Origin of the sequence: Paenibacillus sp. FSL M7-0134 (assembly GCF_038007865.1) — a bacterium.
Taxonomy (GTDB): Bacteria; Bacillota; Bacilli; order Paenibacillales; family Paenibacillaceae; genus Paenibacillus; species Paenibacillus polymyxa_B.
Map to the genome: position 1 here is coordinate 1,032,398 of NZ_JBBOXV010000001.1, position 21,250 is coordinate 1,053,647.

17 protein-coding genes are annotated in these 21,250 nt (G+C 41.3%); 5 read left to right on the top strand and 12 right to left on the bottom strand.

What is annotated here, in order from left to right:
- Position 1: 1 nt before the first annotated feature.
- A complete protein-coding gene (locus NSQ58_RS04495; protein WP_023991083.1) occupies positions 2 to 1,615 on the bottom strand; it encodes a xylulokinase in 1,614 nt (537 codons plus the stop codon).
- A gap of 290 nt (positions 1,616 to 1,905) precedes the next feature.
- Here NSQ58_RS04495 and NSQ58_RS04500 point away from each other — a divergent pair, with 290 nt between their 5' ends.
- From NSQ58_RS04500 to NSQ58_RS04510, 3 genes are all read left to right on the top strand, one after another.
- Entirely contained in the window at positions 1,906 to 2,994 is a 1,089-nt protein-coding gene (locus NSQ58_RS04500) for a GntR family transcriptional regulator (RefSeq protein WP_023991084.1), read from the top strand.
- Positions 2,995 to 3,114: 120 nt separating this feature from the next.
- Positions 3,115 to 4,002, top strand: a complete 888-nt coding sequence (locus tag NSQ58_RS04505; protein WP_053326476.1) for a LysR family transcriptional regulator — start codon at positions 3,115 to 3,117, stop codon at positions 4,000 to 4,002.
- Positions 4,003 to 4,093: 91 nt separating this feature from the next.
- Positions 4,094 to 5,035, top strand: coding sequence for an NmrA family NAD(P)-binding protein (locus NSQ58_RS04510; RefSeq protein WP_069080571.1), 942 nt, complete (start codon positions 4,094 to 4,096; stop codon positions 5,033 to 5,035).
- A 77-nt stretch (positions 5,036 to 5,112) separates the two neighbouring features.
- Here the strand turns inward: NSQ58_RS04510 and NSQ58_RS04515 are convergent, their stop codons facing one another.
- Together NSQ58_RS04515 and NSQ58_RS04520 are read right to left on the bottom strand one after the other, a co-directional pair.
- Positions 5,113 to 5,574, bottom strand: a complete 462-nt coding sequence (locus NSQ58_RS04515; protein ID WP_071644079.1) for a phage tail protein — start codon at positions 5,572 to 5,574, stop codon at positions 5,113 to 5,115.
- 179 nt (positions 5,575 to 5,753) lie between these two features.
- A complete protein-coding gene (locus tag NSQ58_RS04520; protein ID WP_339201189.1) occupies positions 5,754 to 7,460 on the bottom strand; it encodes a CocE/NonD family hydrolase in 1,707 nt (568 codons plus the stop codon).
- 368 nt (positions 7,461 to 7,828) lie between these two features.
- Here NSQ58_RS04520 and NSQ58_RS04525 point away from each other — a divergent pair, with 368 nt between their 5' ends.
- A complete protein-coding gene (locus NSQ58_RS04525; RefSeq protein WP_069081262.1) occupies positions 7,829 to 8,506 on the top strand; it encodes a TetR/AcrR family transcriptional regulator in 678 nt (225 codons plus the stop codon).
- Between the two features lie 77 nt (positions 8,507 to 8,583).
- Here NSQ58_RS04525 and NSQ58_RS04530 read toward each other — a convergent pair whose 3' ends face one another.
- The 6 genes from NSQ58_RS04530 to NSQ58_RS04555 form a co-directional block, all read right to left on the bottom strand.
- Positions 8,584 to 9,120 carry a YceI family protein gene (locus NSQ58_RS04530; RefSeq protein WP_071558001.1) on the bottom strand — a complete coding sequence of 179 codons (537 nt, stop codon included), beginning with the start codon at positions 9,118 to 9,120 and terminating at the stop codon, positions 8,584 to 8,586.
- Between the two features lie 256 nt (positions 9,121 to 9,376).
- A complete protein-coding gene (locus NSQ58_RS04535) occupies positions 9,377 to 9,979 on the bottom strand; it encodes a class I SAM-dependent methyltransferase (RefSeq protein WP_023991092.1) in 603 nt (200 codons plus the stop codon).
- A 164-nt stretch (positions 9,980 to 10,143) separates the two neighbouring features.
- Positions 10,144 to 11,478: an SMI1/KNR4 family protein gene (locus NSQ58_RS04540; RefSeq protein ID WP_023991093.1), complete on the bottom strand. Its 1,335-nt coding sequence runs from the start codon at positions 11,476 to 11,478 to the stop codon at positions 10,144 to 10,146.
- Positions 11,479 to 11,818: 340 nt separating this feature from the next.
- Positions 11,819 to 12,346, bottom strand: a complete 528-nt coding sequence (locus tag NSQ58_RS04545) for a hypothetical protein (protein ID WP_076264603.1) — start codon at positions 12,344 to 12,346, stop codon at positions 11,819 to 11,821.
- Between the two features lie 141 nt (positions 12,347 to 12,487).
- A complete protein-coding gene (locus NSQ58_RS04550) occupies positions 12,488 to 13,048 on the bottom strand; it encodes a DUF4303 domain-containing protein (RefSeq protein WP_341056962.1) in 561 nt (186 codons plus the stop codon).
- Positions 13,049 to 13,153: 105 nt separating this feature from the next.
- Positions 13,154 to 15,118, bottom strand: coding sequence for a translation factor GTPase family protein (locus NSQ58_RS04555; protein WP_341056963.1), 1,965 nt, complete (start codon positions 15,116 to 15,118; stop codon positions 13,154 to 13,156).
- 711 nt (positions 15,119 to 15,829) lie between these two features.
- Between NSQ58_RS04555 and NSQ58_RS04560 the strand changes: the two genes are divergently transcribed.
- Positions 15,830 to 17,329, top strand: a complete 1,500-nt coding sequence (locus NSQ58_RS04560; RefSeq protein ID WP_165178296.1) for a DNA-methyltransferase — start codon at positions 15,830 to 15,832, stop codon at positions 17,327 to 17,329.
- Between the two features lie 27 nt (positions 17,330 to 17,356).
- On the opposite strand, the gene NSQ58_RS04565 is transcribed toward NSQ58_RS04560, so the two are convergent.
- Genes NSQ58_RS04565 through NSQ58_RS04575 form a run of 3 tightly spaced genes read right to left on the bottom strand, consistent with a single transcriptional unit; the run spans position 17,357 to position 21,245 of the window.
- On the bottom strand, positions 17,357 to 18,214 hold the full coding sequence (locus NSQ58_RS04565; protein WP_165178297.1) for a protein NO VEIN domain-containing protein: 858 nt from the start codon (positions 18,212 to 18,214) through the stop codon (positions 17,357 to 17,359).
- Between the two features lie 6 nt (positions 18,215 to 18,220).
- The gene (locus NSQ58_RS04570) at positions 18,221 to 19,993 is read right to left on the bottom strand and encodes a DEAD/DEAH box helicase (protein ID WP_165178298.1); all 1,773 of its coding nucleotides are present in this window, start codon (positions 19,991 to 19,993) and stop codon (positions 18,221 to 18,223) included.
- On the bottom strand, positions 19,980 to 21,245 hold the full coding sequence (locus tag NSQ58_RS04575; protein WP_264454340.1) for a hypothetical protein: 1,266 nt from the start codon (positions 21,243 to 21,245) through the stop codon (positions 19,980 to 19,982). The genes NSQ58_RS04570 and NSQ58_RS04575 overlap by 14 nt, the downstream gene beginning before the upstream one ends.
- Positions 21,246 to 21,250: the final 5 nt, after the last annotated feature.

Here is a 21,250-nt window from a genome sequence, read left to right on the forward strand (position 1 = left end):
ATCAATCCCTCCAGTTTTCCACTAGATTATCTACAGCAGCCTGTTCAATCGCTAGACCTTGTGTATAGCGTTCCATGAATGCTTCGAATCCCTTAACGTCGGAACTGTCAGGAGAAATTTCTTGCCCCTCAGCATCTCTAAATACTTTTTGGTCGAGGAAGTCTTCCAGACTTTCTTGTTGAGCCTTGTTCATCATGTAAGAAGCCAGAATAGCAATACCCCACGCCCCGCCTTCTCCAGCTGTTGACATCACTGATACCGGGACATTCATGGCAGCCGCAACGATTTTTTGTCCGACGATAGGGGTTTTAAATAAACCACCGTGAGCCAGTATGCTATCAATTGCGACATTTTCTTTCTTTGTCAAAATATCCATTCCGATTTTCAAAGCAGCAAACGCAGTGAAAAGATGAGTCCGCATGAAATTGGGCAAATTGAAACGGCTCTCAGGGGAGCGGACAAACAATGGCCGGCCTTTCTCTATTCCGGTGATATTCTCTCCTGACAAATATCCGTAGCTAAGTAAGCCGCCGCCATCTGGATCTGCTTCCAAAGCCTTGTTCAGCAACACACTGAATAATTGGTTTGGATCGGCCTTTTGCCCCATTGCCTCATAGAACTCACGGAACAATCCCAGCCAAGCATTGAGATCACTTGAACAGTTGTTGGCATGAACCATTCCGACCGGATTACCATTCGGTGTAGTCACCAGATCAATTTCCGGATATACCGCTGAAAGATCCTTCTCTAATACAAGCATGGCAAAAACCGAGGTTCCCACAGAGACGTTGCCAGTCCGTTTCCTCACACTATTCGTAGCGACCATCCCTGTTCCCGCATCACCTTCTGGAGGACAAAGCGGAATACCTGGTTGTAAATCTTCGGATTTATCTAAGATTTTGGCTCCCGCGGCGGTTAGTACACCTGCCTGCTCGCCTGAAATATAAACTTTAGGGAGAATTCCTTCTAACTTCCAATCGTAACCTTTGGCTGCAATGAGTTCATCGAACTGCTTAACCATCGATTCGTTATAATCATGTGTAGTCTCATCAATTGGGAAGATACCCGAAGCATCTCCGATGCCAATGGACTTATTGCCAGTCAGCAGCCAGTGAATATATCCAGCTAACGTCGTCATAAAATCAATCTGAGGGACATGTTGCTCTTCGTTCAATATAGCTTGATACAGGTGAGCAATACTCCATCGCTCAGGGATGTTGAATTGGAATTTATCAGTTAACACTTTTGCCGCAACACCGGTTGTCGCATTCCGCCAAGTTCGGAACGGAACAAGCAACTCACCTTTGCTGTCAAAAGCCATATATCCGTGCATCATTGCAGAGAATCCTATAGAACCAACGGTACGAAGAGTGATTCCATATTTTCGCTCAACTTCTTGCTTCATTTCACTATAAGCCTCTTGTAGACCCGTAATAATACTCTCTAAGTTGTACGTCCAATATCCGTCTACCAAGAGATTTTCCCACTCATAGCTTCCAGATGCGATTGTTTCAAAATGATGATCAATCAGCACTGCCTTGATACGTGTGGATCCAAATTCGATACCAAGTGAGGTTTCTCCCTTAGTAATCGCTTGTTTAATGTCTTGATCCATGCTCACGTGACTCCTCTCTCTGAACAACTGTTATAATCGCAATAATTGAAAGAAGGCGCTTTCTTTAATTTACAACCTTAGTATATTTTTTGTTCGTACATTTGTCAACACGAATACATAGTTATACCTACAAATATTCTTACGAATTGAATGTTTCTCTATTTTTCCTTTAGTATTACTGCATGTTGGGCAATGGATTATAATAAGTTCATAATTATGCTAAAATATGTACATACAAATATTATGGATAGGTAAATTGGTATTAGGACAACCAGGAAAGAAGGAATAAAGTGAAACCAAAGTATCAGGTCATCCTTGAGGATATAAAAAGCAACATTCTATCAGGAGCATACAGCGTAGGAGAACAAATTCCAACAGAATCGGCTTTGCAGGATATGTATAAAGTTAGTCGCCAGACGGTACGAAAGGCAATTTTAGAACTATCCAACGAGGGCTTTTTAAGAAGTGAAAAAGGATCTGGCACCTATGTCAGCAACCAATTCCGATCAAAAACCGGCGGGAATTCCAGTAATAAAACCATCGGAGTCATCACGACCTATATTTCCGATTACATCTTCCCTTCTATTATTCGCGGGATTGAAGCTAGATTGAATGAAGATAATTATTCATTGCTATTAGCTAGTACAAATAATGATGTCGCACAGGAAAAGAAAGCTTTGGAGATGATGTTGTCCTTTGGTGTGGATGGCTTGATCATTGAGCCTACAAAGAGCAATCTATATAATCCCAATATCTCTTACTATTTGACGTTCAAGGAGCAGGATGTTCCGTTCATCATGATTAATGCTTATTATGAAGAGTTGGAAGTTCCCTTCTTTTGTCTCGATGATGTACAATCCAGCTATCTGGCAACAAAAGAATTGATTGCTAACGGACACACACACATTGGTATCATTGCCAAAATGGATGATTTACAAGGAAAGCATCGAATGAAGGGCTATATCAAAGCGCTTGGAGAAGCCAAATTACGGTTTCACCCAGAGCAAGTGCTCTCATTCTATACAGAGACGAAGCAGGACCTGTCCGCCAACTTAAAAAAATTCCTTACCGAACAAAGAGACGGGTTAACCGCAATTGTCTGCTATAACGACGAGGTAGGATTAGAAGTTGTACATGTATGCAGACAACTTGGGATATCTGTTCCCGAAGACATATCCATTATTGGTCAAGATAATTCCTATATTTCCAAAAATGCAAACATCAAGCTAACGACATTAACACACCCACAGGAACAAATGGGACGTGATGCCGCCGATTGGGTTATTAAGAAACTGCAAGGAAAGAAGGATCTACGCAACCACACCTATTATCAGCCCGTGTTGATTGAAGGGGAGACGGTAAAGAAGAAACTGAAGTAAATGGTGCTCACATTACCTCCAATTATGAACCGCCAGTTTGCCATTAACATTAGGGTATGCTGGCTTGAATTTATGGCGGGAACGTAAGTTTTAATAAATTCCATACAATTGGAGGTAAACATGAATCTAAAAAGGATAAAATATTTTATAGATCTCGTTGAATGTAGAAACTTCACAGAAACAGCAAAGAAGAATTTTGTATCGCAAACTACGATTAGCCAACAAATGGCCTCACTTGAGAATGAGTTCAACATTCAGTTAATTGATAGAAAACAAATTCCGATTGAGCCCACCAAAGCGGGATGGCTGTTTTATGCAGAGGCCGTCGTGCTCTGGAAGCAATATAATCATATGAAAACAAGCATGGAAAATTTTCAAAAATATAATACCCAGCTATTGAGTATCGAATATGCTACAATCACAGATATCCAAAGCTTATTAAAATTTATCCCTTCATTTAAAGAAAATCATCCAAAGATTAAACTTGAATTAAATAAAGTATTGCTAAAGGATATCGCTGAGTATCTGCAAAAAGGAATACATGACATAGCCATTGCCTTTGACTCAGAGTTTAAAGGGAAAGAGAAAATCCTAACCCATACATTATATAGCGGACGATACTGCGCGGCCGTAAGTAAACAACATCCCCTCTTCAGTTTTGAGTCCATCTCAAAGGAAGAATTATATAAGTATCCGCTTGTCATGCTGAATCCAATGGTTATTGGAGACTCCTATTATTTAATGATTCAACATGCCATGGAAGATGGTTACCAGCCCAACATCCTTAGAACCGCAGACGATGTCGAAACAAAGCTGTTTTATATCATCACAGAGAATTTAATTGGCTTTTTCCCAGATAACTATGATCTTGCTGACCTGAAAGAAGAGGTCCGACTCATTCCCATACAAGGTTCACACCATACTTTTAAAATCGAAATAGGCTACTTGAAAAATAATTCTAATCCAGCATTATACTCATTCCTACAACAAATACAAAATTCGTTTTAGCAATAGCCCATAAGTTTTTTGTATTATACTTTGTTATTTTTTTCACATAATATATAAGTATAGTTCATTTCAGCAAGGAGTGACGACAAACATGGGTAAGTTATTATTAACGGGTGTGGATGGCAATCTGGGCAGACAAGCGGCTGAATACTTATTAAAATTAGTAGAAAAAGACCAAATTATTTTTTGTGCATATGATCCGGCATCTTTACAAGGGTATGCAGAACAAGGTATTGAAACGCATGTGACCAATTTCAATACAATAGACGGTCTTGCAGAAGCTTTTGCTAATGCAGATAAACTTGCTTTAATCTCCATGCCTTTTGTGGGGGTAAAACGCCAAAATGCACACAAAAACGTGATCGATGCGGCGAAAGAAGCTGGAGTAACACAAATCATCTATACTTCATTGGTTAACGCGGCGGATGAATCCAATCCAAGTGTTGAAAAACTGGACCATGTCTATACGGAAGATTATATTAAAAGTGTCGGGTCAGATTATATTTTCCTGCGTAATTCGCAATATGCGGAGGCTATGGTTACCAATTACTTCACCTATGTGAAGTCTGACGGCGTGTTGAAAAATAATCAGGGTGACGGCAAGATGGCCTATATCTCACGGAAGGATTGTGCAAAAGCTGTCGCTTATGCATTAGCAGCAATCAATTATCATGAGGCGATATTAAATATAAATGGTCCTGAATTAATAACAATGTCCGACTTTATCGAGATTGGAAATGAAGTAACGGGTCATCATATTACCTACAAGCAGATCACGGATGAAGAAAACTACGCCATATTTGATGCCATGGGTGTTCCCAGAACAACGGATGGCAAATTTGCAGAGGACTCCGAAGCCCCCTTCTCTTCTGAAGGTATGGTTACCTTTGGACAAGCTATTCGCTTAGGAAAAATGGATATATTTACGGACGACTTTAAGAAGCTGACGGGCCAAGATCCCGTAACAGTGAAATATATGTTTGAACATGCGAATGAGTACCAAGTGGGTGAACGACACTCCAAAGATAATTAATTCAAGTCATGATCATGTTTGCGGAGAGATCGGAAGCTGATTTACATCCGATTTCTCCAATTGCGCTTTTGCCTACTTTAGTATTCTCCTTTAATTACAAAAAACGAACCCCGAATTGTTCCAGCTAGTTTTGACTTCTGCCTAGCAAACTTAAACTTCCCTTCTAGCTCCTTTGGTACCTCCATCCCCTCAGAAAGCTTAAACCCAACGGCCCGCTTCTTAGTGTCATCAACCGTATACATGACGTTGACCTCAAGACCATCCTCATAAAAGACATACGCAAATTTAATATTTTCCACTTGAAAACGTGACGTTTCTAAAGGTTTGGCCGCAAATTCAATATCACGCTCTTTCAGAATTCGGTTCACATAATCTAGGGTCTCCTGACTTTCACTAGCTGACACCACCGTAAATTCATGCTTGTATTTGTTCATAAAGTAACGGGCTTCATTAGCACGCAAACCAGCAAGCGCTTCTACTACAGGTGAAGACTCTAAACCAACCGTAGACACATTATTAAAATCAACGATATAGGACATTTCCACATCTCCTTTTATCTCATTATGCCCAAAAAAACTTGCCGCTACTTATGGTACGGTTCTGGAGTTCACAACTTACTGGTACACATAAATCGTCACCGATCCAAAGGAATATTCTCTCCAACTTCCTTCTGTCTGAGGGAACATGGGCGTTGGAAAGCATGTCAACTTGAACTCAGTTAGGGTATGATCGGCAGCAACAAATAAGAATCAAATTCATCCCCTGTATATAGAGTAATGTCTGCATCCCAAACCCTGTCATCCCCCGTCTGAGTCAGCAGTGCGCAGCCACTTTGATTCTGACTTCCAATTTCCAGGAGCAATCGGTTTCCTTTAGCTACAACAATTGCGCTATCCCATATCTCAATATCCAAGCAATAGACTTCTCCTGGAACCAGCTTTTGAAACTCATCGAAGGTGTAATAAGGCTTATACTCCGTAGATAATTCATCATCAGTTTTACGTAAGGAAGCGCGCAGCCAGCCCTGGCTAATTGGGAATTTCTCTGTTAGTGCTCCTGAGTTAACGACCTCATTGCCTAGTGAGTCAATATTTCGCAAAGATACGAAAATGTCCATATCATCTGTAGTTGACGATGCCCACAAACGGAGTTTGATAGGCCCGAGAATTTCTGTTTCGTTATCAAACGGATCGGTTTCAAACAGAACACGCTTTGAATTGTTTTCCTCTCTCGAGAATTCTTTCACCATAAAAGGCTTCGCCCAGTGCTTTGACTCGCACTCCTTATCGCCTTCATAGCAAAGCTGGGCCTTGGCTTGCGGAGGCTCTTGCGAAAGCAAATTCGAGCTTGCATCAAGGTAAAAGCGGGTCCATTGGGTGCGCTTAAGCGGATACTCGTTCTCGTAGCGCCATGTGTAGTTATTGCCTCCGCGAGGAATGGCAAGCTTTACTTTCGGTTCTCTCATTATGCCAGTATCGATTCCTTTAAGCCAATAATCCAGAAATTTTTTCTGCAGTTCCCGACCCTGAGCGGTGTAAAATGCACCAACATGGCTCCCGATATGTACTTCAAGCCACTTGTGCTCTGATACCGCATTCTGAAAACCCAGGAAATTTCCACGGGTATGCATTCCGGCGCTAAACCAGTTGCTTGCGGATAATAAAGGCACCTCTACTTTACTCAAATCAGAAAATCGATTCGTCCACGATTGATCACGTAATGGATTGTTTTTTACCATCTCCGGGAAATCAGTGCGATTGGCTTGCAATTGTTCTTCCGAGAATTTTCCATCGGGATTGTATTGATGCGCCAAAACTCCGTTCTTCCACCAGAATGAAAGAAAACCGTTCGCCTGGATTCCGCCCGGATAACAGAATTCTGCATAATAATCTACTGTACCTTCCCAAGGTATGATACAAGCTAAATGAGGAGGTTGTTCGGATGCCACGGCCCATTGACTCATAGCCAAATAGGAGATGCCCAGCAGTCCTATCTTTCCATTGCTCCATGGTTGCGTTCCAGCCCATTCGATTGCATCATAATAATCCTTCTTCAAAGAATTTGATAATATATCCAGCTTTCCTGGAGAATTACCGATACCACGTTCATCTACTCGCAAGACAGTATAGCCTTGCGGCACCCAAAATTCAGGATTTGGTGTTTCCCAACTAATTAAGGGCCCTTTATCCTGCGAGTGTGTATATTCTATTGCGATTGTTGGATTAGCAGGAGCAAATTGAGAGAAATGAAGATCCTTTCCATAAGGACACATCGTCATGATTACTGGAAAACTCCCATCCACATTAGGCTGATAAAGATTTGCGGCGAGATAATTCCCGTCTCTCATAGGAATCTGTACTTCTTTCCAAGTAAGTTCATAAAAGTGATTACTTCTTTCGTTAATGTCGATAGGTAATGGATTCATAGCTTGCCTCCATTTGATAGTTTTTCTTCAAACCAGTCAATCAATAAGCAGCGTGCTTCTGTATCCTGTTCAATCGCATTGTGAACTTTAGGTCTCTTTCTGATTTCTTGCAAGGGGTTCACTCCCTTCAATAATTATTCAGAAAAGTTTTAGTACACGTGTACTAAAATCAGTATATTCCTGCAAATACAGCAACTCAACTCTGGTCTTTATTGGGAATGGCACTCTTGGCTGAGGATTTTCGCAAATTATCTCTCGAATTCTTCCGTATTCTTAATCAAGCTACTTATTTCGGCTTGAAGGAACAATTTATGATATAATGCTTTTGATTTCAAGTGCATAGCACAAACGCTCTAAAGGAGATAGAAATGGATATTAATTTAAGGGATAAGATCCTTGAGACTTCAATTGAATTATTTAATAAAAAAGGATATGCATATGTAACATTGAGGGATATTTCCGATGCGTTAAATATAAGTCCTGGTAATTTGACATACTATTTCAAAAAAAAACATGATCTTATGATTGGTGTTATGGCAATGCAGTATGAAGAATACCAAAACTTAAATTTCTCAGCGGAGGTTTCTATCGAAGGGCTGAATCAGCAGTTTTTAATTCTTAATGCATTCCGTAAAAAATATTTCTTTTATTTCTCCAGTTTTACAGAATTGCCTAAGTTGTATCCGGAGATAGCTAAAATGCAAATTAAGGTTGTTAATGATTTCTATACGCTTTTTACCAACATATTTAAGGGGTTTGTTAATAAAGGAATTATGAAAGAAGAATTATATGCCGGGCAATATGAAGATTTGGCTATTTCTTTACTATCGATAAATATGTATGGCACACAGGAAATAATTCTTCTCCAAAAGTTTCTTCCAAATCCAAAAAACATCTTGTCCATCCTATGGAGCCTTATACTGCCTCATCTAACCAAAGAAGGAATGGCCATGTATTGTCGGATAACGCAGGTTGATAAAACTATCCCCTCCAAGCTATGCTACAAGCCAGATCAATCGGATGGAGGCTTGGAAGGCTCAACATGAGGCCGCCAAGGCATCTTTTTGTAGCGGCAAGTTTTTGAATAAGGACCATCCCGATAAAAGGATGGCCTTTAGGACCGCTAATCTACTATTTTAATTGCCTCGATATAAAGTTCGATTCTCACTTCATTCCCGACAACAATCCCGCCTTTTTCCAGATGCGAGTTGAATGTCAAGCCAAATTCATTGCGTTCGATACTGGCTGTTGAATGAAATCCTACACGTTCCCGGCCACGAGGGTCTTTATTTAGTCCTTCAAAAACGGTATGAAAAGTGATGGGTTTTGTTACTCCATGCAAAGTTAGATTGCCCGTAAGCTCATATTGCCTTTCGCCAGCAAGGACGCAGCTGGTGCTTTGAAACGTAATGGTTGGATACTTGGCTGCATGAAGGAAGTCGTCGCTCTTCAGGTGTTCATCTCGTTGCGATTGGCGAGTTGTGATACTATTTGCGTCTATGGAAGCTTGAATACCCATGGTTGTTAAATCATTGGGGTCAAAATTCAAGATCGCTTGGAAATGCTCGAATACTCCTTTGATTCTATTAATCATTAAATGCGTTACCGAAAACTCAACGGAGCTGTGGTCCGCATCAACTTCCCAATTGATATTGCTCATAAATAGATTCCACCTCTATGATAAGATTTGAGAAAGGTCGCCCTATCTCCAAAACACTGCGCTATTCGCATGCTCCTAATATACAAAAACGCTACTGACAACGGGATGTCAGTAGCGTTTTAGCATTTTTTCGGCTTCCTCGTAAATCCGATTTCGGACTGTACAAGAAGCATGGGGCTGTCTCATAAGGGGCGGCCTTTTATTTCGTTGCACCTTAGAAGCTAACTATAAGGAGAGTTGATTTCTGCCTAAAAGTTTATTTCCGAGAATCAAGAATAAACATAGATGCATCTTGTCCCATGAATATTTTACTTCCATTATAAAAAGTTTTGGATTGAATATCTCTATACCCTATTTTAGTCATAATGTCAGCCAGCTCTTCTTGATTAAATCCGTTATGAACTAAATCTGAAACTACTTTTTCATTTTTATTAAAGTCTACAATTAGTAAATGTCCTCCTTCATTTAGAACATCCAATAATCTGGATAAAACGAATTCAACATCATGAATATGGAGCAGAACCTGAGCCATAAAAATATAGTCAGCATGAAGATCCGATAGACCTTCCTTTTCAAAATCAAAGCATATTGTATCTGCATTATGAATATGAAGATCAGTAATTTTTTGTTTTATTTGATTAATCATGTTTTGTGAAGTATCCAGAAAAAGCATAGAATTAAAATCGTTTAACAAGTTCATTCCGACAAGACCCGTTCCACACCCAAAATCAATAGCATTCTTACTATTAGCGTCAACTACATATTCACGAATGGCATCAGATGATGCCTTTGCAATTTGAATTCTTTCCGAAGTGTCATATATATTCGCTATCATTTCAAACTTATCCGTATTTCCCATAATTACCTCCCCAATCCGCCTTAATAAAATCCTGAATACAACAATATAGAATGATATTCTATCAAGCATTAGCATTTAGTCCACATTCTTATTCATGCTTATGGAAAACAAAACCTCTGTATGAATGGAGGAGACAACCTTGGGGTGGTTCATGTACACCTTCTTCACGATTCGTCTTTGTCGAAATAATCATCTGGCAAATGCAGTTCTCGCAAACAACCGATAAATTTTTCTCTGAAATTCGGATTGCTTTTATATTGCGGCCATACCGCCTTATAGTAAGGCAGCAACTTCTCATGTGGGATAATGCCCCAGTATAAAATTAAGTTATTCAGAACCTGCGGGCCGCCCCCCATCAACATCTGTTCAATAATCTGCCAGCTTCCCAGCTTGTTTTCGCAACTGCGCGCGGCATAGATGGCAGTGGTTTGCATTTTCGGGTCAGCGTGACACAAGAAAGGCGCAAAGTTCTGGAGAGTAATCGCACCGTAATCCTCCAAGATATACCCTGCATAACGCAACGTTTCCGGGTCGTGAATCCTGTCAAGCCTTTGCAAGATCACTGGAATAAACTCTGTTAAATTCACAGTTTTACTGGAAGCATGCAGAATCTGTAAAGCTTGCAGAAAATCCTCATGTTTATCCGATTGCAACAGCTCCAGAAGATATTTCCTACCCGTGTCAAAAGAAGTTTTGCAGATGAGCCAAATGGCTGTGGTCCGATTTTTTGGGCTTTGCTCCGCAATATTTTTCAAAAAAGCAAGGGTTGGCTGAGAGACTTTCTTAAACTTGAACATTCCATCAAGCGCTTTGGCTTGGATTTCTTCGTTTGGAGCGCTCTGATAAATCTGGATCAGCGCATTCTCATCACCCGGCATTCGACTACCAAACCACCCGATATCATAATCCAGAATAATTTCATCCAGCCAGCGCTCGTACCAGTCCAGAAAGCTGTCTTCATAGACAAAGAAAAAAGGATGATCGGGATGAAAATCGGAGGTGTACACAATTCTCCCCCTGTATTTCCCTTCAAGTACAAGATACATGTCGTATTCGCAGCCTTGGGTGCCTATGCACAACATGCCGCCCAGCACCTTATTACAGGCTTCGTCGTATTCCTCATCGGGAATGTCCTCATCCTTGGTCAGGGGCTCAATCAGATGGTTCCATTCCTCTTTCGTCATCCCGGGATGCAGAACGGATTTGGCAAGGAGTGCCTGGCGCTCGGTATAGGAAGCTGCCTTTTCAATTGAATAGATTCCATAGTAGGGGCCAGCGCCACCGTTGCCGATTTTCGTTAAAAATTGCGCGTAAGGCTCAGGAAGTGTGACCTGATTGTGGGCTTGCCAGTCCGCCAGCTCTTTTGCTGTAAGCTTCTCTTTAACCCTATATTGATGTGAGGATGCTCCAAACACCGAGAAATCGGCGTCTTTGCGCATGGCTTGACTCAGTTTGTTTTTTATCCGATCTAGTTGCGTTTCTTTCTTCCCAAACCACATATTTGAACCCTCCTGTTGACCATAGCCAGGTTTCCTTTGTTTGCTTATCCAGCAATTTTATTATTTTTTCTATGGGTCGTACCTCTTTAAAATGATATGTATCTTTAATTAATCTTTCATTGTAGCTTCTATTAAGGTCCCCTGGACCACCTTAGATTACCATACAAAAAATGCATATGAAAGGAATCCATATGGGGGCCAACACGAATTTGTTAGGATACGGAAACTTGGCAAATTTAATGACAAAGAACGTGATCATTTTTATTCTTGTTAGAAAGTGATGGTGTGGGCTAGCCCCCTTTGACCACTCAATGGGGGCTTAAAGTTCACAGGGACACGATTATTCGTTATCCGGCGTGGCCGGACTGGCCGGGGGCATCAAACCTTTAACGGCTCCGAGAAACGGGCGAATGGATTTGATCATACCGTAGCCCATCTTCACGACCGGGACAAATTTCTGGATCATGCCGAACAGCCGCAGGCCGCCGCCGAGCATACTGCCAAGCCCTCCTGCGCCTGCAGTGGAGCCGCCAAGGCCGCCTAACAGCGAGCCCATCATCGGCAGGAATGCCGACACCTTGGCGTCCGGCTTGCGGGATCGCGAACGGCCAGACGGCTTACGCGCGCCGCTTTTCCGGTTGCCGAGACGGACGCCCGGGGCATGCGCACCAGCTCTGCGTTTGAGAGATCGGGAGTCTTGCTTCCCGGAAGAAGCGCGTGGGGGGACTCCGGCGCTGGCAAGTACTAACCCGCCATAATTAGCGTCGGTGATGTAGCCGACGTAAGTCTCTCCGCTGTGCAGGGTGACACAGACCGGACGGCCCTGAAACTTCTTAGCCCGTGCACGCATCTCTTTCGATTGTGCCATGGAAGTTCACCTCGCTCACTGATTATAATTCAGTTTACGCCAGGGGCGGGCTGCGTGCTTGTGCGAATGGGACATACGCACGCCAAAAACCGCTTGATGATTAGGCATTTTACAACTCTCCCTCAAGAAACGCGAACGCCCTTACTCCGCCGCTTCCGCCAGCCATGCTCGCATAGCCGGAGACTCCGCCCGATTCAAACGTAGGGCGATTTCGGTATTGATCTCATCCGGCGGCATAACCTCGACAAGGACACATACAGACTCTCGCGGTTGATTCAAGGCAAACGCGCCTTCATCATCGAGCGTTTTCATCGCCAGCTCCATGGCCTTCAGCCTCGAATCAAACTCACGATTCCTTTCGTCAGCCTCAAGCTCCGCAATAGAAGGACGCCCCATAAACAATTGTTTAACCTCATCGAAGTTTTCATCCCTGAAACAACAATAGGGTGAATCGGCATAGGACCATTTGATGAGTTCCGCAATCGTTGACCCCGGCATGTCACTTTCTTCTTCTTGCCTGGCCGCTTCCCTCTCCAAGGCCTCCCATGACCAGGCGGAGATGCTTGGCGCATGTCCCTCTCCAGTAGTAAATAGCGTGCAGTAATAGTAACGTTCGCCATTTTCAAAAAGAGTGCGAAAGGACGTCCTAGCCACATCGGCAATCTCTGCCGCCAGCGCCTCTATTCCTTGCATGGGTTTCATGACATTCGCCCCTTAGCCCTATAAAATATACATCTTATTTCCATTATAAAAATTGTTTGTCCTAAATCTACCTACTTTCTACCTGAATCCTGGAAATATGGGCGATTAAGGTTCTAATTCAAGGTGCATCTTGGCTTCCGCCTCATCCCATGGCACCGAGTAACCCGCCCCCTTGGCGCAAAAGATGGAGGAGGATGTATACAGCGGGTCCGCCCCTTTGCGGTAGCCCATCCGCTCTATGACTTCCTCCGAATTATGGCAGCGGTCGTAGCCGCTGAACACGCAGCGGATACTGCCTCGTCCATGCGTAAAGGATGCAAATTCGGCACTGTAGTTCATGAAAGTCGACACAGGCACCCTGCCCGTGACCACCGCTTGCGTTCCGGTTGTCTGCGGTGGATTAAAAATACCTGAAGCACGCTGAATATCGGACAGCACCCTGCCCATTTCATCGATAGCGACCTTGATTTTAAAATCGTAAAAGGGCTCCAGCAGCACGTTGTCCGCCTTCTCCAGACCCTGCCGTAGTGCTCGAAAGGCAGCCTCACGAAAATCGCCGCCATGGGTATGTTCTTTGTGCGCGCGGCCCCTCAGCAGCGTAATGTTCACGTCGGTGACCGGCATGCCGGTCAGCAGTCCGTGATGCTCCCGTTCATAGAGGTGATTCCGAATCAGATTCTGATAGCTGACATTCAGATCATCGGCATGACATCTGCTATCGAACATGATGCCGTTGCCCCTTGCTCCCGGTTCAATCAGCAGATGCACTTCCGCATAATGCCTGAGCGGTTCGAAGTGGCCGTACCCTTTCACAGCCGATTGAATCGTTTCCTTATACAAGATCTCCGGTTGTCCAAAAGAGATAGCAAAGCCAAACCGTTCTCTAACAAGCTGCTCCAGCACTTCCAGCTGAATCAATCCCATGACGCGGATAGAAATCTCCTGCAATTTCTCATCCCAAACGACGTTCAGAGAAGGCTCCTCCGCCTCCAGCGTGCGAAAAGCACCGAGCACCTTCTGTACATGTATCGAATTGTCGAATAATACCTTCGATTGTAACGTCGGCTCCGAATCGTAAGCTAACTTGTCTGATATCGTCCCCAGGCCTTGTCCGGCCTCGGCGGCGGACAAGCCGGCAACCGCAAACAAATCGCCGGCTTCCACTTGTTCCACCGGCTGCGATTTAAGGCCGTTAAACAAGAAGATCCGCGTAATTTTTTCGTCATATTGAACGCCGCCGCTCTCGTAACTAAGCTGTTGCCTCACCTTCAGCCGACCACCCAGCGCCTTAATGAACGTGAGTCTCGCTCCGCCTGCATCGTGCCGAATTTTATAAACCCGCCCCTGGAACGAAGCATTCTCGTCATAAGTGGTTGTCGTCAGCAGATGCAGCTGATCCAGAAATTCAACGACGCCCGTATCCTGAAGCGCAGAGCCGTAAGCACAGGGGAAGAGAAGACCCGCCGCTATCATCCTCTGCAAGGCCTCCAGCCAGAAGCCGGAATCCTCTCTCCCCTCCAGGAATGCTTCCAGCAAAGCTTCGTCCCGCTCCGCCATGGCCTCCCGCAGCGGCTCACCGACTATGCCGTCAGCCAAGCTCTGTGTAATGCAGCATACTTCCCCCGTCAACTGCTGACGGATATCCGCCTCGGTTCTGCCTGCATCCGCACCGATTCGATCCGTCTTGTTGATAAAGAAGAACGCCGGAATTCGATGCTTGCGCAGCAGCTGCCAGACCGTCTCCGTATGACCCTGGACACCTTCAACTGCGCTTACAATCAGGATGGCATAATCAATGACCTGAATCGCCCGCTCCATCTCCGGGGAGAAATCGACGTGTCCGGGTGTGTCTATTAAATAATAGCTGTCTCCTTTATATTCTATTACCGCCTGATCTGCGAACACCGTAATACCCCTTGCCCGCTCGATGTCGTGGCTGTCCAGAAACGCATCCTGATGATCCACCCGCCCCCGCGACCGGATACTGTTCGTATGGTACAGCAGCTGTTCCGCAAAAGTTGTCTTACCTGCATCCACATGGGCGAACAGGCCAATCGTTAATCGCTTCATAGAATCCCACTTTCAACGCTTCTTGTTGATACTGCTCATTTTATTAAAGCATAGAAATCGGGAGAGCGGGTAGGAGTTGGGTTTTGAGATAGGATCTTTTTTCATAGACAGAGGATAAAAACAACGAGTTACATTTATGTTGAGCGATTTCTCCAGATTAAAACATAATTAATATACTATTGCTTGAACGGAATCTTGAAACTGATTTACCGCTTGCATGAAGGAAACTTCCCTTCGAATCTACACCATTTTAATCTGCATAGTAATTGTAAAAGAAAGACGACAGTCCAACGAAAAAGTCGAAGACTGCCGCTTTTTATAGTCCTGATAAATTTCGCAATTTCAAGTTTCGCCCTACTTATGATACGGTTCACCGTATCGGCTGATATGGTAAACTAATAAAACATAAAATAATAGTACACTGGGGGTCATCCCCCCAGTGTACTATTCAAGAGTTTTTAGATCTATTCCATGAAAATCAGCAATTTCTTTAATTACTTCTTCTTCTATACGTCTGGAAAATTATAGAATTATTAATAATCATCCTTATCACAAGTAGGGAAAATACTCGAAATAATTATCTTCAATTTTCTAAGAGTGAATATCAAGGAAAAGACCATTACCCATATTCTTATAATATTGCACTATAGATCCTCAATGATTTTGTTGGTATAATAGACATTGTAGCTTTAAACGGAAGGATGCAAAGAAATGACAATAAACCTTCAACATCTAGATAAACTAAATTCTTATGTAACAGCAAGCTCTGTGAACATACATGAATTATTTCCTGGAGCTGAACCATTCGTTGACCTCATCATTACCTCTCCACCATATTGGAATATGAAGAAATATGGTGATGTGGAAGAACAAACGGGTTACAAACAATCCTACAATGAATATCTTTCTGATATAAAGAGAACTTTCCAAGGTGTCTATGATGTATCCAAAGACTCCGCTACTTTATTCGTCATTGTGGACACTATGAAGCGAAATGGTAAGTTGATTCGTCTACCAGATGATATAGCAAAGGAATTGGAGTCTATTGGATGGAGCCATCAAGATACAATTATTTGGGATAAAGGAAAGACACTACCTTGGTCCAGAAAAGGCCAAATGAGAAACGTTTTTGAATACATTCTTATGTTCACTAAAAGTGATACTTACAAATATCACATTGACCGGATAAAGAATGTTGACAAACTAATGGAGTGGTGGATTGATTACCCAGAGAGATATAATCCAGAAGGGAAAGTCCCAGAAAACATATGGGAATTTCCAATTCCAACACAGGGCAGTTGGGGAAATAAAATAGATTTTGGAGAAGAAGAATTCCGACATGCTTGTCCTTTCCCACCAGAAATGATGGCCCGTCTTATTTTACTATCGTCAGACAAAAATGATGTGGTTCTGGATCCTTATGCTGGAACTGGTGTGCTATTAGCAACTGCAATGAAATTAGAGCGTCGGTTTCTTGGAATCGATACTAATCCTGATTATAAGAAAGTATTCGAAAAAGTAACCATCCCTCTTATAGAACATAAGTGGCCCGATATACAGGCTTATTACGATGTCCAAAATGAACTTAAAGAAATAATGAAAAATGCGGTTTATCGGCTTCGGGTTTTAAAGTATCAAAAAGCTTTAATTAAACGACTCAGACCTATTCTTAAGTCAGAAAAGCCATTAGTATATGATAAAAAAGAAATCATAAAACCAGTACTCCTAAATCTAGCTTTTGAGTCTCTAGATACTCAATTACCTGATAATAAGCTTGGTAAGGTTGATTATTTTATGGTTATAAATGAGCAAGACATAGCTATTGAAACTTTTAGCCTTCATTTGGAACAACAAGCTAGTAAAGCTCCGTTTACCAAATATGGCTTGATAACATCCACGAAAGTAATATCAATAACCGATTTACCTGAAATTTTGCAAAATTACCCTAATAATCCTTATTATTTATACACTAAAGGCGACACAAAAAATTTGGATCGAGAGATAACAGCAGGACAAATTTTGGAATTAGTAGATTCTTCAAAATTAAGCGACCTATTTGATAGAGATATCCCCCCTCTAGTTAGTAATGTTCGTATTGAAAGCGACGACTACAGATTAGTCCCTGCCATCAAATATGAAAAGAAAAACTACCTTAACCAAATAATTAGAGAAGAAGATGCTTTTTTAGATATTCTTGATTTTGATAACTAAAAGAAGTGGGTAACTCTTGGTTAACAGTTACCCACTTCTTTTGTGTTTTCCCAGTTCGTATCTTGACAGTTCAATTTTTGCATTCTCCCAATATCCTTTCCCCTGGTTTATTGGGATTTGATTTTCTATCAAATTAGGGGGGAAAACATATAATTTTTCTCCATTGTATAATGACCACAAATGAAAAACATAATTGGATAACGTACTTGCTACTTCCCATTCATTTTTTGTAAGGTAGAAAGTAATCTTTTCTGTATCGTCGATCGTGGTTGTTTTAACTTCAATTTTTAGTTTTTCAGCTTTATCTGAGTCGAGCCATGACAATAAGTCATAGCCAACCAGGTTACTCTCAATTGATTTCCAAGTTGGAGTTTCTCCCACTCTGTCCTCTTCATATTTAAGAGATAGACGCTCCCCCATTCTGCCTATGGATAATTTTCTCTCATCCTTACCGTTTCTTATAAATGTTGATACAGTATCCCACCAAGTTACGGTTTCTAAATCATAGCCATCCGTTAATTGGGCTTCCTCAAAGCATTGTTTTATATCTGTCGGTAGGTATTGAAATGACTCTAATCGGCCGTAATGTAATACTTTTGACCAACTTGGCTTGTTCAAATAAATCATATGTTTCAGTTGAATTCGCAAGAATTTATATGGAATTTTTTCTGATAACACTTCATATCCTCGTTCAGTGACCACAAGGCTACCCGTTGGTTCAACCTTCATCCAATTACATAATTTACACACTTCAAACACACTATTTAAACTAGCAACGTAGAACTTAGAAAAGCTATTTTTAATATCTTCTTCTGTACTAACGGTTTTGTGCAACAATTCTAAAAACTTAAATGCTGAATATAGCACCCCTACAGAAACGGACATATTAGCTTATAATCCCTTCAAATGTTGAACAAAATCATTAATGTCTTGCATTGATATTGATTCTTCAAACAACTCTGGATTAACATACTCCGGTTCCACCTTAATTGAGCTGTCTTGTAGAACTTCCGACATCCTATCTATTTTAATGTTCAATCTTCTATTTACTGATTCATCAACACTGTCAGGACAAATAAGTATCTCCACTTCAGTTTCAACATCATCAGATAGACCTAATCGGTGGATTCTATCTACAGACTGTAAAAATTGAGCGGCATTATAGTTCCGATCTAAATAAATAGCATGGTGACACTCTGTATGCAAACTAATCCCCTCACTCGCAGCGGCAGGATTAGCAATTAAGACAAATGCATCTTTCTCATTAAGAAACCTTTTAATTTTGCCTTCTCTTGATAAATCATCATCCTCACTTCCTGCATCAACCCCTCCATGAATATAATTAGCTCCTAAATCCTCTAAACGTAAATTTAAAAGCTCAATATTCTCAACGAAGCTTGACCATATAATGCATTTTTTTCCTTGCTGAGCTAGTTGCCTAGCTCTATTGCAAACATATTCAATTTTGGGACTTTGATCATCGAGCAAAAAATCAGACATCCAATCGTTAGAGTTCTTTAAAGTTTTTATTATCAATGCTGGATTAGAAGTTAGTTGAAGCATTCGCATTATACTCTTGCCCATTGTTCTAAATGCATTTCTTTGATTGGCCTTTAGCTTTTCATATTGTCTTGCTTCTTCTGAACGAAGTAAATCATATAACTTCCTTTGAGAAGGGCTCATTGGAATTGCAACTATTTTATACTTAGGCTCCCTCAGGCCAAGCTCTGCCTTAGTTGTTCTGACGTAAATCCGATTAATGGTGTCAACAACACTTTCTTCATCTACTTCAATCTCCGGGTACAAAAAATTAAATTGTGCAATCAAATCATACGGCGAGTTTGGCATCGGTGTACCTGACATAATCAACTTTTGTGATGGTAGATGGGAGAGTGAAAGGACCGCCTTACCAGTCACGATGTCTTCGCCACTCTTTATACGATGACTCTCGTCGAGAAACATAACTACATGCTTATCCATTAAGTATGCGGAAATTAAATCAATAACCCGCGGCAACTGCTGGTAAGTAATAATGATATGTTTAGGATTTTTCAACAATGCCGCTTGGATTAAACGCTCTCCCCCAGTTAGTCTAACGAATGTTTGTGCATTGGGCATACATATTTCAAGTTGTTCGTCCCATGCCGCAAAAGCATTTTTTGGGGCGACTATAAAAAGTACTGTTCGTTCACTTTCCTTTTTGAAATAATAATATGCTAATGCCTCTGTTGTTTTTCCAGCTCCAGGGACAGAAAAAGTTGCCCCTGCAGACAAAGATGCTAATTTTGCAACATTCCTTAATTGATGTTCCGTTAAAGTTCTGCTAAAACCGACCTCTATTAATTTCTCAACTAATTCTTCTTCTCCAACAGGCTCTACTTTTTCAATTTCCTTAAATTGAGCTCGCTTTTGATTAGCCGCTCTAAGTAACTCTTGCACTTTAAAAGAAAATTCTATTTTCAAATGATACTTTACAGCCACAATTTTTAGTGATTTCCTTGCAGAAAGAAACACCCACCACGGCATAGAAAGGCTTTGTTCACTGACATTGGTAGTCTCACCTTTTTCTTGACAAGCCCTTCTTATTTCTCCCCAAGCTAAGGATTCTTCATCCAGTTTCAAGTAGGCACTATGTGGTTGATCTAGATAATCAATGTGTAACATTTTTTCTCAGCAACTCCCTCAGTTTTGAAACCGAAATTAGAATCTCATCAAGCTGTTGATCTATACCTGAACTCTCAGTATCTCTACTTACTCCATTAATAGCATTTTTTAAAAAAGTATTCGCTTTATTAACTTGGATCAAAACGTATTTCTTATTTCGTGATTCTCTCTCTATCTCACGTTGCTCACGAATAACATCATCAACTACTTCTAGGATTCTTTCTTTGTTCCTTGATTCACTTACTGAAACTATCAGTGATTCCAACTCGTCTTCTTCATCATCCAAGAGTGAGTAACTGTCGTCACCTTTTAGCTCAACATCAATTTCGAGTTCGTCTTGTAAATTTGCTATTATTTTCTCTAGATTCTCTTCAGCTTCCGGAATAGAATCCCAAAGTCGTCCTGTTTCTGGAGGAGCAGACAGCATTGTATAAGCTATCGTGGTAAAAATAGTCCTTTTAGCGTCGTTTTTTATTTTTTTTCTAGCCTTTTTCAGTTGTTTAAATGCATATTCTTGTTTTACTACTTCTTCATATCTTTTTGATTTATTTTGGCTGTCAAGGTACATGTCTACATGATGCAACGTGTCCAGGATGTCCTCAATTTGAGGGACTGTTTTATCATAAATTTGGGCCAAGCTTTCAAGTGAATATCTATGTTTTATATGTCTGTTACGTAACATACAAGCTTCACTAATCCAATTATAATCAGCCTTGATATCAGTAACGACTTGCAACTGGGCCTCAAGTTCATCAATATCCTTTTCTTCACATGGAGGAAGAATTATTAGATCTATATGAGAAAAATAACTATACTTAACCTCGTCTTCCTCCAATAGCTCCCTTAAAGCACAAAGTCGACGATTACCATTTACAACAAATCCAGTATGAGTTAATATTAATGGTTCATTTTGTCTATTGTTTTTAAAAAATTTAATAATATTTTTCCCACCCGAACCTAATAACCCTTTCAGTAGCGTATGTTGAACTTCTTGAACGCTAACATTCTCCTCATCGCGTTCAAAGTAGTCCTGGGGTAAATCTGGATTCTTAGATAGGTAACTTTCTTGTGAAGCCTGTGTTCTTCCGTTCGCTAATCTATACTTTGGAAGACCAATCGGCACTGTATAAATGGTAAAAAATTGCCTTCTATTTTGAAAAAACAATTGAAACTGCGGATTATCCTTGTCATCAGTCTGTCTAAGTTCATTCAAGTGAGTTATTCTCCTAGGTAAAGACCAACCATATTCCATCCCTA